General features: G+C 70.8%; 15 protein-coding genes. 6 read left to right on the forward strand and 9 right to left on the reverse strand.

Going from position 1 to position 16,289, the window contains the following annotated elements:
- The first annotated feature begins 128 nt into the window (after positions 1-128).
- Positions 129-764, forward strand: coding sequence for a (d)CMP kinase (gene cmk, locus ACIBVQ_RS03765; protein ID WP_352009465.1), 636 nt, complete (start codon positions 129-131; stop codon positions 762-764).
- Complete coding sequence (gene der / locus ACIBVQ_RS03770; protein WP_386189938.1) at positions 761-2,185, forward strand: ribosome biogenesis GTPase Der; 1,425 nt, start codon at positions 761-763, stop codon at positions 2,183-2,185. The genes cmk and der overlap by 4 nt, the downstream gene beginning before the upstream one ends.
- 43 nt (positions 2,186-2,228) lie before the next feature.
- Here the strand turns inward: der and ACIBVQ_RS03775 are convergent, their stop codons facing one another.
- Both ACIBVQ_RS03775 and ACIBVQ_RS03780 read right to left on the reverse strand, forming a co-directional pair.
- A complete protein-coding gene (locus ACIBVQ_RS03775; protein WP_386190053.1) occupies positions 2,229-2,660 on the reverse strand; it encodes a MarR family winged helix-turn-helix transcriptional regulator in 432 nt (143 codons plus the stop codon).
- 138 nt (positions 2,661-2,798) lie between these two features.
- Positions 2,799-3,389 carry a malonic semialdehyde reductase gene (locus ACIBVQ_RS03780; protein WP_352009105.1) on the reverse strand — a complete coding sequence of 197 codons (591 nt, stop codon included), beginning with the start codon at positions 3,387-3,389 and terminating at the stop codon, positions 2,799-2,801.
- Between the two features lie 128 nt (positions 3,390-3,517).
- On the opposite strand from ACIBVQ_RS03780, the gene ACIBVQ_RS03785 reads away from it, so the two are divergent.
- Positions 3,518-4,483: a cation diffusion facilitator family transporter gene (locus ACIBVQ_RS03785; RefSeq protein ID WP_399175372.1), complete on the forward strand. Its 966-nt coding sequence runs from the start codon at positions 3,518-3,520 to the stop codon at positions 4,481-4,483.
- Here the strand turns inward: ACIBVQ_RS03785 and ACIBVQ_RS03790 are convergent.
- Both ACIBVQ_RS03790 and ACIBVQ_RS03795 read right to left on the reverse strand, forming a co-directional pair.
- Positions 4,400-5,077 carry a 4'-phosphopantetheinyl transferase superfamily protein gene (locus ACIBVQ_RS03790; protein WP_399175374.1) on the reverse strand — a complete coding sequence of 226 codons (678 nt, stop codon included), beginning with the start codon at positions 5,075-5,077 and terminating at the stop codon, positions 4,400-4,402. The two genes, ACIBVQ_RS03785 and ACIBVQ_RS03790, sit on opposite strands and share 84 nt — an antisense overlap.
- Positions 5,078-5,124: 47 nt before the next feature.
- On the reverse strand, positions 5,125-6,543 hold the full coding sequence (locus ACIBVQ_RS03795; RefSeq protein ID WP_399175376.1) for an aminopeptidase P family protein: 1,419 nt from the start codon (positions 6,541-6,543) through the stop codon (positions 5,125-5,127).
- Positions 6,544-6,719: 176 nt separating this feature from the next.
- On the opposite strand from ACIBVQ_RS03795, the gene ACIBVQ_RS03800 reads away from it, so the two are divergent.
- Complete coding sequence (locus ACIBVQ_RS03800; protein ID WP_352009109.1) at positions 6,720-7,148, forward strand: CBS domain-containing protein; 429 nt, start codon at positions 6,720-6,722, stop codon at positions 7,146-7,148.
- A 42-nt stretch (positions 7,149-7,190) separates the two neighbouring features.
- On the opposite strand, the gene ACIBVQ_RS03805 is transcribed toward ACIBVQ_RS03800, so the two are convergent.
- Entirely contained in the window at positions 7,191-10,535 is a 3,345-nt protein-coding gene (locus ACIBVQ_RS03805) for a S8 family serine peptidase (RefSeq protein ID WP_399175378.1), read from the reverse strand.
- 269 nt (positions 10,536-10,804) lie between these two features.
- Between ACIBVQ_RS03805 and ACIBVQ_RS03810 the strand changes: the two genes are divergently transcribed.
- Positions 10,805-11,059, forward strand: coding sequence for a Smr/MutS family protein (locus tag ACIBVQ_RS03810; protein WP_184714345.1), 255 nt, complete (start codon positions 10,805-10,807; stop codon positions 11,057-11,059).
- Positions 11,060-11,381: 322 nt separating this feature from the next.
- On the opposite strand, the gene ACIBVQ_RS03815 is transcribed toward ACIBVQ_RS03810, so the two are convergent.
- Both ACIBVQ_RS03815 and ACIBVQ_RS03820 read right to left on the reverse strand, forming a co-directional pair.
- Positions 11,382-11,609 carry a hypothetical protein gene (locus tag ACIBVQ_RS03815; protein WP_399175380.1) on the reverse strand — a complete coding sequence of 76 codons (228 nt, stop codon included), beginning with the start codon at positions 11,607-11,609 and terminating at the stop codon, positions 11,382-11,384.
- Positions 11,606-12,064 carry a carboxymuconolactone decarboxylase family protein gene (locus ACIBVQ_RS03820; protein ID WP_399175382.1) on the reverse strand — a complete coding sequence of 153 codons (459 nt, stop codon included), beginning with the start codon at positions 12,062-12,064 and terminating at the stop codon, positions 11,606-11,608. Before ACIBVQ_RS03820 ends, ACIBVQ_RS03815 begins: the two co-directional genes overlap by 4 nt.
- 146 nt (positions 12,065-12,210) lie before the next feature.
- On the opposite strand from ACIBVQ_RS03820, the gene ACIBVQ_RS03825 reads away from it, so the two are divergent.
- Positions 12,211-13,530 (forward strand): PLP-dependent aminotransferase family protein, encoded by a 1,320-nt coding sequence (locus tag ACIBVQ_RS03825; RefSeq protein ID WP_399175828.1) that lies wholly within the window; start codon positions 12,211-12,213, stop codon positions 13,528-13,530.
- Between the two features lie 456 nt (positions 13,531-13,986).
- Here the strand turns inward: ACIBVQ_RS03825 and ACIBVQ_RS03830 are convergent, their stop codons facing one another.
- Both ACIBVQ_RS03830 and ACIBVQ_RS03835 read right to left on the reverse strand, forming a co-directional pair.
- On the reverse strand, positions 13,987-14,484 hold the full coding sequence (locus ACIBVQ_RS03830; protein ID WP_399175384.1) for a cupin domain-containing protein: 498 nt from the start codon (positions 14,482-14,484) through the stop codon (positions 13,987-13,989).
- 545 nt (positions 14,485-15,029) lie between these two features.
- A complete protein-coding gene (locus ACIBVQ_RS03835; RefSeq protein ID WP_399175386.1) occupies positions 15,030-16,286 on the reverse strand; it encodes a hypothetical protein in 1,257 nt (418 codons plus the stop codon).
- Between the last annotated feature and the right edge of the window lie 3 nt (positions 16,287-16,289).

The raw sequence follows: 16,289 nt of genomic DNA on the forward strand, positions 1-16,289 counted from the left end.
CCCACGGCCCGTTCACGGCGGGCCGCGGGTCGTCCGATGCGCGATCGTCTCGCCGTTCCCGGTAGCCTCGTACGGACAACTGAAGCGGGCTGCAAGGGAGAGGCGTCGTGACCGGACTGGTCGTCGCGATGGACGGTCCTTCGGGGTCGGGCAAGTCGAGCGCGTCGCGCGGGGTCGCGCGGGCGCTCGGGCTGCGTTATCTCGACACCGGGGCGATGTACCGGGCGATCACATGGTGGATGCTCCAGCAGGGCGTCGATCTCTCCGACCAGGAGGCGATCGCCGCCAGGGCGCTTGGCCCGGTGCTGACGCTCGGCACCGACCCGGACGCCCCCTCGGTCGCCGTGGACGGCGCCGACGTGGCGGCTCCCATCCGCACCGCCGAGGTCACCGCGGCCGTCTCCGCGGTCAGCGCGGTGCCCGAGGTGCGGCGCAGGCTGGTGGCCGAGCAGCGTGAGATCATCGGCGAGGGTGGCATCGTCGTCGAGGGCCGCGACATCGGCACGGTCGTCGTCCCGGACGCCCCGGTCAAGATCTATCTGACCGCGAGCGCCGACGCCAGGGCGCTGCGCCGTACGGCGGAGCTGGCGGGCACCACGGTGCAGGCGCAGAAGGCCGCGATGGCCAGGCGCGACACCCTGGACTCCACACGCAAGGCGGACCCGCTCGCGATGGCGGCCGACGCTGTAGAACTCGACACAACGGCGCTCAACCTCGACGAGGTCGTCGCCGAGATCCTGCGTTTGATTAAGGAAAAGACGTGACAGGGGAATTCGAAGAAGACAGCGGCTGGATCGACGCGGGGCCGGTCGATTCAGGTACCGGGGAAGGCTCAGAGGAGGACTGGCGGGACGCCGGTCCTCAGCCGGTCGTCGCCGTGGTCGGGCGCCCCAATGTGGGCAAGTCCACGCTGGTCAACCGGATCATCGGCCGCCGTGAGGCGGTCGTTGAGGACGTACCGGGCGTGACCCGGGACCGGGTCACCTACGACGCCACCTGGCGTGGACGGCGCTTCACGGTCGTCGACACCGGAGGCTGGGACCCGGACGCGACCGGTATGGCGCTGAGGATCGCCGAGCAGGCGCAGGTGGCCGCGGAGCTGGCCGACGTGATCCTGTTCGTGGTCGACGCGACGGTCGGCGTGACCGACGCCGACGAGATCGTCGGGCACGTGCTGCGCTCCTCGGGCAAGCCGGTGATCCTCGCCGCGAACAAGGTCGACAACCAGCAGATGGAGCTTGAGGCCGCCGGGCTGTGGTCCCTCGGCCTGGGCGAGCCCCACCCGGTCTCGGCTCTGCACGGCCGGTCGAGCGGTGACCTGCTCGACGTGGTCCTCGACAGCCTGCCCGAGACGCCGCCGCAGCGCTTCGGCGAGGAGCGGGGACCGCGCAGGGTGGCCCTGCTCGGCAAGCCGAACGTGGGCAAGTCCTCGCTGCTGAACAAGCTGGCGGGGGAGGAGCGCGTCCTGGTCGACCCGATGGCGGGCACCACCCGCGATCCGGTCGACGAGCTGATCCAGCTGGGCGGCAAGACCTGGCGTTTCGTGGACACCGCGGGCATCCGCAGGCGTGACCGCGAGCTGAAGGGCGCCGACTTCTACGCCAGCATGCGCACCAGGTCGGCCCTGGAGCGCTCCGAGATCGCGGTCGTGCTCATCGACGCCAGTGAGACGCTGACCGAGCAGGACCTGCGGATCATCTCCCTGGTGATCGAGTCGGGGCGGGCCATGGTCGTGGCGTTCAACAAGTGGGACCTGCTCGACGAGGACCGCCGCTACTACCTGGAGAAGGAGATCGACCGTCAGCTCGTCCGCGTTCCGTGGGCGCTGCGGGTCAACATCTCCGCCAAGACCGGCTGGCACGTGGACAGGCTCGTCCCCGCTCTGGAGAAGGCGCTGGAGTCCTGGTCGACCCGGGTGCCGACCGCCCGCCTCAACGCCTTCCTCACCGAGCTGGTCGCGGCGACCCCGCCCCCCGTCAGGGGCGGCAAGCAGCCCAAGATCCTCTTCGCCACCCAGGCGACGACCGAGCCGCCCAGGTTCGTGCTGTTCACCTCCGGCTTCCTTGAGGAGACCTACCGCCGGTTCATCGAGCGCAGGATCCGTGAGGAGTTCGGCTTCGCGGGCTCCCCGATCGAGGTCACGATGAAGATCAGAGAGAAGCGGCAGGGCCAGAAGAAGAAGTGACCCGTTCACCGGGTACGGCGCGCGCCGTACCCGGTGAACGGGCTCAGCGCAGGCTCTTGAGGTGGGTCACGACCGGGCTGTAGGCGGCTTCGAGCTCCCGCAGCTGGTCGTCGGTCAGCAGGTCGATGAAGTGCTGCCGTACGCTGGCCACGTGATGCGGGGCGACCTGCTGGATCGTGGCCCAGCCGTGCTCGGTGAGCACCGCGAAGGTGCCGCGCCTGTCGTCGACGCAGGTCTCCCTGGCGACCAGTCCGGCCGCCTCCATCCGGGAGATCTGGTGGGACAGGCGGCTACGGGACTGGATCGTGGCGTCGGCGAGGTCGCTCATGCGCATCCGGTGGCCCGGGCTCTCCGAGAGGTTGACCAGGATCTCGTAGTCGTTCACCGAAAGCCCGAAGGTCTGCAGGTCACGATCGAGGCGGTGCTCAAGTAGTTTGTGCGCGGCCAGATGAGCACGCCAGGCCCGCTGCTCCATCGTGGAGAGCCAGCGGGGCTCCTCGTCGTTCACTGCTGCTATCACCCGTTCCTCGCTCGTCGTGCTGGAGGCCGCCACGGGTTGGCCGTTTCGCCCGCCGTGCCGTGATCGCTCCTGGCTCATAGAGCAGAACTTACCTCAGACGGTGGTTACGACCTCCTCGTAGGTCAGGCGGGGAAGGCGGTCGAACCAGGCGTCAGGGCCGGGCCTGCCGATGTTGACGACCGCCAGCACGGTGTGGGCCTCGTCGAGGAACTCCTTGTCGACGCCGGCGGCGTCGTAGCCCGCCATCGGGCCCGCGGCGAGACCCGCCGCGCGTACGCCCAGGATGAAGTAGCCGACCTGCAGCGCCGCGTTGAACGTCGCGGTGCGGGAGCGCAGCGCCTCGTCGGCGGCGAAGGCGTCCCTGGCCTGCGGCCGGTGCGGGAAGACCTTGGGCAGCTCCTCGTGGAAGTCGAGGTCGGCGGCGAGGATGGCGACCAGCGGGGCGGCCGCGGTCTTGGCCTGGTTGCCCGGCGCCATCAGGCGGACCAGGCGTTCCCGGGCCTGCGGCGAGCGCACCAGGACGACTCGCAGCGGCTGCTGGTTCATCGCGGTGGGGGCGTACTTGACCAGGTCGTAGATCGCTCGCACCTGTTCGTCGCTCACCGGTTCCGTGGTGAAGGTGTTGGCCGTACGGGCCTCACGGAAGAGCAGGTCCTGGGCCTCGGGAGAGAGCACGAGCGACATGTTTCACCCCTTGTGGGTTATATGCACGGTTTCTGGCGTTCTCTGCCGTCAACATAGGTGAAGATTCAACTATTCCACGGCGGGCAGGAGACGTGCGTCACGACCGGACGGCGGGGAGGAGGCGAAGGGTGGAGGACAAGCAGGAGAGCCTCGGCACGGTGATCGTCGCAGGGCTGGCCAACCTCGCCATCGCCCTGGCCAAGCTGGTGGCGGGACTGGTCAGCGGCTCCTCGGCGATGCTGTCCGAGGCCGCGCACTCGGCCGCGGACACGGTCACCGAGGTCCTGCTGTTCATCGCGGTGCGCAGGGCCGGACGCCCCGCGGACGCCCGCCACCCCTTCGGGTACGGCATGGCGGGCTTCTTCTGGGCGCTCATGGCCGCCTTCGCCACCCTCATCGGCGGAGCCGGGTTCTCGATCACCCATGGCGTGCACGAGATCGCCCACGGCGAGGAACTGGCCGACCTGAGGCTCTCCTACCTGGTCCTGGCGATCGCCTTCGTCGTCGAGGGGATCTCCCTCCTCAAGGCCCTGTCGCAGGTGCGCGGGCAGGCCAGGAGACTGCGGGTCAGCCCGGGGCGCTACGTCGCCAGGACCCCGGACACCGCGCTCAAGGCCGTCGTCTTCGAGGACGCCGCCGCGCTGGTCGGCCTGCTGATCGCCGCGGCCGGACTGCTCGGCTACCAGGTGACCGGATCCTCCCTGTGGGACGGCGCCGCCTCCGTGGTGATCGGCCTGCTGCTCCTGGGCGTGGCGCTCAACCTCATCCGCGCCAACGCCTCCCTGCTGATCGGCCAGTCGGCACCGGCACGGGTCGAGCGGGAGATCAGGGCCGAACTGCTCGCGATGCCCGAGGTCGAGGCGGTGGTCGAGCTGCTGACCATGATGCTGGGCCCCGATGAGATCATGGTCGCCGCCCGGGTGGACTTCGTCGACGAGAGCACGGCGGGCGCGCTCGAACGTGCCGCGGACCGGGTCGAGCGCACGCTCGCCGAACGCTTCCCGGCCATCTCACAGGTCTTCCTCGACCCGACTCCCGGGGAACAGGCCAAACGTGGCCGGGCGGTCGGTGACGACGCTGACCGCGACGCCTGAGGCGGTGCGCCACTCCAGCAGGTGCCTGCCCTCCCACTCCAGGCGCCGCCGTCCGTCCCCGGCGCCGTCGAGGGGAAGCGCGGACAGGTCGGCCGAGCGCAGGCCGTCGAGGGCGAGCTCCCCGCGCTTGATGAGGGCCTCCTTGCGGACCCACAGGCGGATCAGCGACTCGTTGTCGGCGACCAGGGCCCTTTCTGCGGGGGACAGCGCCTGTGCCGCCAGGGACTCCTCAAACGGGCCTCCGGGCACCCGCTCGGCGTCGACGCCGATCCGCCCCGGGCCCGCCGCCGCGCACACGTACCCCCCGGTGTGGGAGAGGCTGACGCCGAGCTCGGGGAACTCCGCCAGGGACGGCCTGCCGTGCCCCGGGCCACAGCGGTCGCAGTGCTGCAGCAGCGTCAGCCCCTCCTCGGGCACTCCGGTCACCCGGGCGGCGCAGCGCCGTACCAGGAGGTGGGCGGCCACGAAGTCGCGGCGGTGGGCCTCCTTGAGGAAGCGCGCCGCCCGCTCCCGCTCCACCTCGGTGAGCAGGTCCAGCGCGGCGGGGGAGTAGATCTCGTCGGTCGGACCGGCCAGCACCAGGCAATCAGGCATCCGCCCAGACTAGGGCCCGTCCGGGCGGCGGGTCGCGGGTGCCTGGGTCAGGAGAGGAGCCCGGCCATCCACTCCTCGATCTCGTCCGGGCGGCGGGGCAGCCCGGAGGACATCAGGCGGGCGCCGTCGGCGGTGATGACGAGGTCGTCCTCGATGCGCACGCCGATGCCGCGCAGTTCGGGAGGAAGGGTCAGGTCGTCGGGCTGGAGGTAGAGGCCGGGTTCGACGGTGAGCACCTGCCCCTCCGCGAGCACGCCGTCCAGATAGGTCTCGGCACGGGCCTTGGCGCAGTCGTGCAGATCGATACCGAGCATGTGGCCGCTGCTGCACAGCGTGTAGCGACGGTACAGGCCGCTGCCGGGTTCCAGGGCCTCGTCGGCGCCGATCTTCAGCACTCCCCAGTCGTGCAGCCCCTCGGCGATGACCCGCATGGCCGCCATGTGGAAGTCACGGAACCTGGCGCCGGGACGCAGGGTGGAGATCGCCGCGTCCTGCGCCTGCAGGACCAGCTCGTAGACCTGCCGCTGGACCGGGCTGAAGCGGCCGGAGAGCGGCAGAGTCCTGGTGATGTCGGCGGTGTAGAGGGCGTCGGTCTCGACGCCGGCGTCCAGCAGGAGCAGGTCGTCGCCGTTCAGGGCGCCGTCGTTGCGGATCCAGTGCAGGACGCACGCGTGCGCGCCGGAGGCCACGATGCTGTCGTAGCCGACGGCGTTGCCTTCGAGACGGGAGCGGAGCCCGAAGACCCCCTCCAGGTAGCGCTCGCCGCGCCGGTGCCGCATCGCCTGGGGGAGCGCCCTGACCACGTCCTCGAAGCCGCGGACGGTCGCCTCGACGGAGAATTGGAGCTCGGCGACCTCCCACTCGTCCTTGACCAGCCGCATCTCGGACAGGAACGTCTCAAGCTCCGCGTCGCCCTCGTGCGGGGAGACCAGGGCGTCGACGGAGGCGTCGACCCCGCGCAGCACCCTGGCGGGCCCGGTGAGCGCTTCGCCGAGGCGATCGATCGGCGCGCAGTCGATCAGGTAGAGCGACTCGGCCTCCGCCAGGTCGGGGCGCCTGCCGACCCAGAACTCGCCGTAGCGGCGGTCGCGGTAGAACTCCTGCCCGGCCCGTCCCGGTGCCGAGCGCGGCGAACGAGGACGCAGGAACAGGGTCGCGGTCCCCGAGAGCTCGACGACCAGGACGTCGTCCGGCTCCTGGTCCCCGGTCAGGTAGGCGAAGGCGCTGTGCGCCCTGAACCGGTAGTCGGTGTCGTTGCTGCGGACCTTGAGCGTGCCGGACGGGATGACCAGCCGCTCGCCCGGGAAGCGCGCGGCCAGTGCGGCACGGCGCTTGGCGGTGTAGGCGGCCTGCGGCAGCGCGGCCAGGTCGTCCCGGTGGGTGTCGGCCCAGCCCGTGCCCATGAACGCGGCGAGGGCCTCGGAGACCGGTAGGTCGTGGCTGCCGGTGTTGAGCTTGTCGGTCATCGTTTCCCCGTGGTGAGATTGTGGTATTTCACACGTTACTAATCTGGGGCGGGACGCGCATCCCACCACCATGTGTGACATAACGGTCGCAGGGGCCGCCCTGCTCATGCTTAGGGCGCACCCGGCCAGGGCAAAACCCAGGGATACCCCAGCCACGCCGAACCGAGGTGGTTTCCATGCTGATTGGGAAGATTCTGCAGGCCAAAGGCTCCGTGGTGACGACCGTCCGCCCCGACGCGACGGTAACAGACCTGCTCGGGCTGCTCGCCGAGCACAACATCGGCGCCGCGGTGGTGTCCGAGGACGGTTTCTCGATCGTCGGCATCGTGTCCGAGCGTGACATCGTACGGCGGCTGCACGAGCACGGGCCCGGCGTGCTGGGAGCCCCGGTCTCCTCCATCATGACCACCGAGGTCCGTACCTGCTCGCCGGACGCCAACGCCGACGACCTGCGCCAGACCATGACGACACACCGCATCCGGCACGTCCCGGTGGTCACCGACGGGCGGCTCACCGGGATCGTCAGCATCGGCGACGTGGTCAAGAGCTCCATCGAGACGCTGGAGACCGAGCGGGCCCACCTCGTCGACTACCTCCACCGCTGACCCTCTCCGGGTGGGGTCCCGGTGCGGACCCCACCCGGACCGCTATCGCACGATCACCTTGCCGGTCTCGACGGTCAGGCCCTTGACCTGCGGTGTCGAGGTTCCCGTCGTCACCGTCCCGGTTCCCGGGCTGACCCCCCTGACCTTCAACGTGTAGGTCAGGCTCCCGCCCGGGGCCCCGGGCACACTGGTGACCCGCAGGTCCCCGGTGGGCGGCCCCGAGATCCGGCCGCCCGCCGTACCGTCGGCGTTCTCCGCGCCCACGGTCAGGCCCAGGTCCCCGGACGGGGCGCCGGGCGGTCTGTCCGGATCGTAGGTGTAGGTGATGTCCTCGGTGCCGTTGAGCCCGACCCACTGCTGGAACACCTTGGTGTCCGGGGTGCCGCGGACCTTGAGCCGCCATTCGATCACCAGCCACTTGCTGGGGCCGTCGGCCAGCGTGCCGACGTAGACGCCGGGCGCGTCGGTGCCGTCCAGATCGGTCCAGTAGGGGGCGATCACGTTGTTCGGCGCCGCCGGGTCGGGCAGTGACTGCGGGACGGGACTGATGTCGGCCGGATCCGAGGTGCCGCCCGCGACCGTGTAGCCGTTGGAGACGACGCCGATCCTGGTGTAGGTCCTACCCGCGTAGGTGAACGCCGGGACGGTGAAGTTCAGCGCCTGCTCGTCGCCGATCGGCGTCGGCTTGACTCCGAAGGCGTCCAGCGGGAGGTACGGCGCGGGCCCGGTGCCGGGCGCGACGTCCGGCCTGTCGGGTTGCCTGGGGGCCAGGGTCGCCTTGGTCGTGGCCAGCTGCGAGCCGATCTTGACGGCGCCGGTCACGCCGTTCAGCCTGAGCCTGCCGTCCAGCGTGCTGACCGCCGTCACCTCGGTCTTGTCGAAGGTGTCGTTGCGCACGGTGACCGTGCAGGTCGCCTCCTCGGCGCCACGCCGGATCACCGAGGGAGCGCAGTTCTGCTCGACCGGGACCGCCCCCTGCCTGCGGAAGAACGCCACGGGAAGGTGCAGGTCACGGCTACCGCCGATCTCCTTGAGGTCCACCCGGCCGAAGTACTGCCCGTCCGGCAGTTCGGGCGCGGCGATCACGACGCTGACCTTCGCGCTCCTGCCCGGACCGACGCTGAGGACCGGCGGCAGCACCGTGACGCTCGCCCCGCTCACCGTCGTGCCGGTGGTCCGGTAGAGGAGGGTCCTGTTCGTGACGTTGGTGACCGTCCTCCTGACCGTGAGGACACCCGGCATGACCGGGGCGTTCACCGAGGGCAGGTTCAGGTCGACGCGGTTCAGCTCGTCGGCCGCCGAGGCGGCGAAGTTCCGCGCGCTCTCACTCAGGGTCAGGCCGGGATCGCCCGCCCTGGTCAGGTCGACACGGCCGCCGCCGACGTCGAAGGGGTCGGCCGGGGTGAGGCGGTCCTGCTTGGTGACCGTGGTCTTCGCCGTGGTCACCAGCGCCGACTTGACCTGCCCCGGCGTCCAGTCCGGGTGCAGCGCGAACAGCAGGGCCGCCGCGCCCGCCACGTGCGGCGCCGCCATCGAGGAGCCCGACATGACCTGGTACAGGTTGCCGGGCGGGCCGCCGGACGGGCTTTCCAGGACCGGCGTCTGCCCGGCCAGGATGTGCAGGCCGGGCGCGCCGACATCGGGCTTGAGGAAGTCGCCGGCGGGGCCGCGCGAGGAGAAGGAGGTCAGCACGTCGCCCTGCGCGGCGGCCTTGGCGCCCTGGGTGAACGTCGCGGTCGCCCCCGGGTTCGCGGACAGGAAGGCCAGCATCGCGTCGGCCTCCGGCTTGCCGAGGTGGATCGCCGGGAGCCAGTGGTTGTCGGCCATCGGGTCAAGCGGCCTGGCGTCGTAGACGATCAGGCCCGCGGCGCCGCCCTGCCGTACGTTGTGGCCCTTGAGAATCCGGTCGCCCGCGCTGTCACAGGCGACGATCTTCCCGGTGAACAGGCCCGCGGGCGCGGGCGCCGAGCAGGAGGCGTTCGAGTACGGCGCCGCGGAGGCGAGCACCACCGGCAGCGGGGAGGCGACGCCCGTCGTGACGGACAGGCCCTTCAGCGTCGCGCTCGCCCCGCCCGCGCCCGCCAGCGTGATCGCCGACTGGAACGTACGGCTCTGCGTCGAGGCCGCGACCGTGGTCACCCACGGGCCTGCGTGGTTGACGGTCCCCGCCTTCGGCCCCGTGTTGCCCGCGGAGGCCGCGACGAACACTCCCGCCGCGTAGGCGTCGAGGAAGGCAAGTTCGACCGGGTCGCTGTAGGGGGAGGCGCCGCCCGAGACGGAGTAGTTGATCACCTGGACGCCGTCGAGGATCGCCCGGCCGACGGCCTGCGCGGCGTCGGAGGGGAAGCAGCCCTGCTGCCCGCAGACCTTGTAGACCGACACGTGCGCGGCGGGGGCGACGCCGTGCAGCGGGCCCCGGTCGACACCGAGCAGGGTGGCGCCGGAGACCGGGCCGCCCGCGGCGGTGGTCGCGGTGTGCGTGCCGTGGCCGTTCGAGTCACGGGCACTGTCCGGGTACGTCTCCCCCGGATAGGCGGAGTTGTAGGTCTCCAGGAAGGGCGCACCGCCGATCAGCTTGCGGTTGCAGGTGAACGGGTCGGTCCGCGGGGTCAGCGGGTTGTCGCCGAAGGCGCAGGCACGCGGAGTCCCGTCCTTGGTAGGGGGCACCGCGGGCAGCGTGCCGGGGTCGGCGAACTGGGGGTGTTCCGGCCAGGCGCCGGAGTCGAGGACGCCGACGACGACGCCCCTGCCCGAGGAGGAGGCGCCGCCGAGCCTGCCGTAGACCGTGGGCGCCCCGATGAAGGAGGCGCTTGAGTCGGTCAGGAGTTGCTCCGGTTTGTCCTCCTGCACGGCGGCGACCCCGGGGAGCCGGGCGACCAGGGCCGCCTTACTGGCCGGGATGCGCAGCGCGATCCCGCCGTAGACGGTCCGCAGCCGCTGTCCGGCCTTGGCACCGGGGACCTCTCTGGCCAGCGCGGTCAGGAAGTCGTCCTCGACCCGCTCGATGTGCCCGGTGTACCTCCTGGCCTCGGCGCCGCGGACGTCGAGGGCCCTTCCCGTCTCGGCGGGGCTCGTCGCGGGCAGGCCGTCGAGCCCGCCCCGGTAGGCGGCGTAGGAGTCGTAGTCGAGTTTGACCATCACGTTGACGGTCGCGTCGGAGGTGGAGCGCAGCAGCGCCTGGTCGCTCCTGGCGATCCTGCCGGTCTCGGACCTGGCGCCCTGCATCGGCTCGCCGCCGGTCAGCGGGGTCACCGTCCACTTCCCCCGGCCGGGAGGAGAGGGAGCCGGGTCCGCGTGAGCCGGCGGGATCATGATCGCGACGAGCCCGGCGCCCGCGACGGCCGCGACCAGGCGCCGGGTCCGTGGCGAGGGGGACGTGCTTGACAACTGGGGACCTCCTTGGGGGACGCGTGAGCGTGTCACACCGCAAGGAGGCGCCCGGTCACCCGCCGCGTCCGGGCGCGGTTGAGGAGGCCTCGGCTCTCCCCGCTGGGTGACGAGGGAACGGCCGCCCGATATGGGCGGCTGATCATGAATGGGAGCCTAGCTAGAGCCCCTTTGTTTGCCTAGATACGGAAATTTCGGCAATCATCGAGATAGCTGGCCCGGTCCCGGGTGGGCTCGTCCGCGAGCACGTGCGATGAGAGGCTGGAACCGTGAAACTGAAGCTGGACCTCCACCCGATCTTCAACCGCGGCGGCGAGATCGACCGGGCACTGCGGGACATCATCGACGAGGCCATCAGGAAGCGGGCGACCGAGGTCGAGATCATCCCCGGCAAGGGGTCAGGTCAGCTCAAGAAGAAGGTCCTGCGTTTCCTCGAACAGAAGGAGATCAAGGCCCTCTACCACCGCATCGACAAGGACTCCAAGAACCACGGCCGCCTGTTCGTCTACTTCAGGCACAAGTAGACCGGCCGGCTGTGACGCCGCCTTCGGCGCGCTCACCCAAGCCTGGCCGGGCGCTGCGCCGGGCCAGGCAGGACGGCCTGCGCCACCTCGGGCTGGACGGCACCTGACCACATCGGCCGGATCGCCGCCGACCGGCCGTACTTCTCCGGCAGGCATCGCCGTGCCCGCCTACGCGGACTCGGCGAACACGCGGACGCCCGGCTGAAGAGCTGGAGGATTCTCAAGCTACGCCGCGGCCCCGGCAAGACCGGTCACCTCTGCGAGGCCGTCGCCGTCCTCCAGAGTCACGGAGGCGCGCGGACCACCCGAGGACGAGAAGGGTTCACCGTTGTGAGACCGTGCCGGGGCTCCAGGAGCGGGTGCTGAGGACGAGGCGGTGGCCGTCAGGGTCGGTGGGGGTGACGCCGTGGGCGTCCCAGCAGGGGTTGTGGGCGGGAACACGGACGCCTCCCGCGGACAGGAGCCGGCCGAGCAGGGCCTGGTCGACGGGGACGGCCAGGTCGAGGGAGGGGCGCGCGATACGGATCCTGATGGAGGCGTCGATCGTCATCGGCGCTCGTCCGTTCCGGCGATCTTGGCGGTGGTGACGGCGACGCGGTTCCAGGTGTTGACGGTGAGGATGACGGCGAGCACGTGGGCCAACTCGGCCTCTTCGAACTGGGCGGCGGCTTCGGCGTAGACCTCGTCGGGGACGCCGGCGTCGGCGATCAGGGTGACCGCTTCGGTCAGGGCCAGCGCGGCCTGTCCCCTGGAGGAGAAGAAGTGCTTCGCCTCGCGCCAGACCCCGATCATGTGGAGACGAAGGTCGTCCTCACCGGCCTTGCGGGAGTCGGTGACGTGCATGTGCAGGCAGTAGGCGCAGCCGTCGAGCTGGGAGGAACGGATCTGGATCAGCTCGGCCAGGGCGGGGTCGAGGCCGTCGCGGGCGGCGGCGTCGAAGCCGATCAGGGATCTGAACGCCTTCGGGGCGGCGGCGAAGTTGAGGCGGGGCGCGGTGTCCGTCATGCGCACTAACCTAGGGAGTTGATAGACCGCTCAGGAGGTGCATTCCACTGTCGGAATCTAGGGTCAATTCGGCGGAGCGCATCGGTTCTGACCTGCATCTTGAGCTGGACGGAACCGGATCACGGCGAGCCGCTCTCGGGCGGGCACTGCGGGCGGCGATCCAGGACGGGCGGCTCGCCCCGGGGGTGCGGCTGCCTCCTTATCGATCGCTCGCGGTCGACCTCGGAATCGCCAGGAACACGGTCGCCGACACCTACGCCGAACTGGTCGCCGAGGGCTGGCTGACCGCGCGGCAGGGCTCGGGAACCCGGGTCGCCGAACGCGCGGCTCCCGCGAAGACGGCGCGGGTGCCGAGGAGGCCGCGGGCCGTGCCCGCCGCCCCGGCGCACAACCTGTCGCAGGGGCAGCCGGACGCGTCGTCGTTCCCCAGGAACGCCTGGTCCGCCTCGACCCGCCGTGCTCTCGCCGCCGCGCCGAACGACGCGTTCGGGCCGGGTGATCCCCAGGGGCGGATCGAGCTGCGCACCGCGCTCGTCGACTATCTGGCCCGGGTCCGTGGGGTGCGGGCCGTTCCGGAACGCATCGTGATCTGCGCCGGTTTCGCCGACGCGCTACGCCTGCTGTTCGGCGGCGGCGTGCTGCGCGGCACGCTGGCCGTCGAAGCGTACGGCCTGGCGTTCCACCGTTCCCTGCTGGCCGCCGACGGGGTCAGGACGGTGGCGCTCGGCCTGGACGACCACGGCACCAGAACCGAGGACCTGGCCGGGCGACGGGGTGTCCGCTCGGTGCTGCTCACCCCCGCCCACCAGTTCCCCATCGGCGGTCCGCTCACCCCGGCACGCCGCAACATCGCCGTCGACTGGGCACGCGAGCGCGGCGGCGTCGTGATCGAGGACGACTACGACGGCGAGTTCCGGTACGACCGGGAACCGGTGGGCGCGGTCCAGGCGCTCGATCCCGAGCACGTCCTGTACGTCGGTTCGACGAGCAAGAGCATCTCGCCCGCCCTCCGGCTCGGCTGGATGGTGCTCCCCGAACGTCTGGTCGACCCGGTCCTGGCGGTGAAGGGCCAGCGCGAACGCTGGACCGGCGTCGTGGACCAGCTCACCTTCGCCGACCTGATCGTCTCCGGCGCCTACGACCGCCACATCCGCCACATGCGCCAGCGCTACCGGGAACGCCGCAACCGGCTGGTGGAGGCCCTCGCCGGCCAGGCTCCGCACATCGAGGTGGCCGGCATCGCCGCGGGCCTGCACGCCGTCCTGCGCCTGCCGTACGGCACCGAGGCCGCCACCTTGAGGGCCGCCGCCTGGCGCGGTGTGTCCCTGGACGGCCTGGCCGGATTCCGGCACCCCGACACCTCCGCCGACCTTGAGGGCCTCGTCGTCGGCTACGCGACCCCGTCCGACCACTCCTACGCCGCCGCCCTCGCCGCCCTCTGCGAGATCCTTCCACCCGCCCCGTGAACCGCAGGGACGGCGAAAGCCCCCCTGCTGGGCGGTTGAGGCGAACCCGGAGGCGATGCCCTGGCCGGTGGGAGCGACGCTCCGGGTGGCGGCGCCGAACATCAGGGCGTACCCCGCGCCCTGGCCGAGCCCCAGCAGGACGAGTCCGGGGACGAGCGCCAGGTAGGAGGCGGCCGGAGAGAGGGTGACGGCGACGATCGCGGCGCCCCCGCCGGCGAGCAGGAGGAAGCCGCCGAAGGCCACCGCGTAGGCGCTGATCACCCACTGCAGGCTCTGGGCGGAGAAGCCGAGAGCCGAGCCGATCTCGGGCAACGCCACGTACACGATGTTGTAGTCGATCGAGACGATCAGCTGTGCGAACGCCAGTAGCGCCAGGGTGAGGCCCGGTCGTCGGCGGGCCGCGATACCGGGTGCGGTCAGAGCGGTCATGATGGAGTACTTCTTCGCGGAGGGGCTTCAGCGCCGGGCGAGTTCCCGCTGCCAGACGGGGCTGTCGAAGTAGTGGTTGTCGAAGCGCTCGGAGCTGTCGCGGATCTCCTGGACGGAGGCTTCGCCGTGGTGGACGCGCTCAAGCAGCCGGTAGTAGTCGAACCGGTCCATCCCGGGCGTGAAGACGACGAGCATCTCGGCCTCGGACCCCGCCGACGGGGCGAACGCGTGCGGAACGGTCGGCGGAACGGTGAGGAAGTCGCCCTGGCCGAGGGTCACGACCGTGTCGTTCAGCAGGATCCGCATCGAACCGCGCAGGACGTAGAACATCTCCGTGGCCCGGGTGTGGAAATGCGCGGGCGCACCCGGCGACCCCTTCAGGAACGTCGCCTTGTTGGCGGTCAGCGCACCGCCGGTTTCCCCGGAGTCGGCGAGCAGGGTGATCAGGCTGCTCGCGCCGTCCCGCAGGGCCTCGGCTTCGAGGGGCCGGACGAGAACGGGCTGGTCAGCGGTGGCGAAGTTCATGATCTCTCCGATGTTCGGTGATACCGCAGGAACGTTTCTCCGTGGCGGCACAACCGAATCTAGGGCCCGAAAAGACCCATCGCATGGTTCATTTTGGCTATGAGAACATGGGTCAATCTACGTCCGGTCCCTCTGCGCGGACCCTGCGGAGGGGGAGCGCGGCGGAGCCGTCCCGGGCGCAGGCCGAGCACGAACACGCCGGGACCGCCCCCGTACGGGGACGGTCCTTCTCGGACGCCGGGCCGTTCGGGGCGGGCCGGTGATGACGGTCGAACAGCGGGTCCGGCGTGCGGGATAGAGGTGGTCGAAGAGGGGTGCCACCTCGGGCACAAGCGGGCCCGCCTCGCGGGGGTGTCGTGTGGTGGGGGCCGAGGCGTCCACGGCCAGGGTGATCCTCGTCGTGCGGCCGACGGGAAGATTCCGTGCCGGACGCTCGTACGGTGGCCCTGTCCCGGCCTGTACGGTCCCCGGGTCCTCGATTCTTGATCTACGTTGTAAAGGGGCGGGCCCCGGCGTCGAAGACGCCGAAGCCCGATTGGAGATCGTCAGGCGTGGGGGCGTTCGTCGACCAGGGGGATCAGTTTGCCGGTTCTGGGGTTGGTGGCCAGGTCCGCGGGCCGTACCCACTCGATGCTCAGGGGGTGGACGAACCCCTTGGCCGCGTACTCGGGGTACATCGGGCGGGCCTCGTGCACGGCCTCGATGAAGTGCCTGGTCAGGGCCTCGGACGGTTCCTCGGTGTAGGCGAGACGGAGCACCAGACCGTCCTTGTTGTCCCAGCGGCGCTGTACCAGCTGCATCCCGGCCAGCACCCGGCCGGTGTCGGCCGCGACGATCACCTCGCGGACGTCCTCGGTGCGCATCGTCACCATCGCCACCCTGGCGCCCTCCGTCGTCCTGCCGACCAGCCGGAACCGGCGGCACTCGTCGTCGATCCACTCGGCCCGGTCGCCGACCGGGTAGCGGATGATCGGCATCAGGGTCCGGAACAGGTTGGTGACGAGCACCCGGCCGGGCACGCCGGGGGTGGTGATCGGTTCGCCGGTCACCTCGTCGACCAGCTCGACCAGCGTCCTGTTGGGAAAGGCCTCGTGCACCCGCACGTCGCCACCGACGACCGGGGCGCCGACCAGCCCGGCGTCGACGGAGGCGTACCCGAGCGAGGCGATCACCGCCCGGGGGAAGGCCTTGGCCAGGTGCGGGCGCAGGTCGTCGAAGAGGAGGTCGCCGCCGAACAGCAGCAGTTCGACCGACTCGGCCGTCAGCCCCCTGGTGTTCATCGCGTCGGCGACCCCGCTGAGCTTCATCGGCGGTCCCGCCAGCACCTCGACGTCGAAGGCCGCGATCAGGTCGGCGATGTAGTCGTCCGGCGCGGAGCCCGCGACGGGCAGCCGGACGTTCTCGACAGGGGCGTGGTAGAGGGCGTTGTCGATGTAGAGGAACCCTCCGTACAGTTCGCCGGCGAAGAACAGGTTCGCCACCCGGTGGCCGGGTCTCAGGCCCGACCTGACCATGCCCGCCCCGAAGGCGCTGACCGAGTCGGTGTGCTCGGTACGGGTCCACGGGGAGAACTTCGGAGCGCCGGTCGTGCCGCCGGAGGTGTAGACCCCGGCGTCGGTCAGCGGCCCGGTCAGCAGCCGGTTGTCCGGCCAGGTGTTCGCGGCCCAGAAGGCTGTCTGGTCGATGATCGGCAGCAGGGTGAGGTCCTGGGTGCCGTGCGGTACGTCACGGTAGAGGTCGGCGTAGAAGGGGGAGTTGCGCCGGGCGAAGTCGATCAGGTCGCGCAGTGGTTTGGCGGGCATGTG

It is taken from the genome of Streptosporangium sp. NPDC049376 (genome assembly GCF_044466505.1).
Taxonomy (GTDB): domain Bacteria; phylum Actinomycetota; class Actinomycetes; order Streptosporangiales; family Streptosporangiaceae; genus Streptosporangium.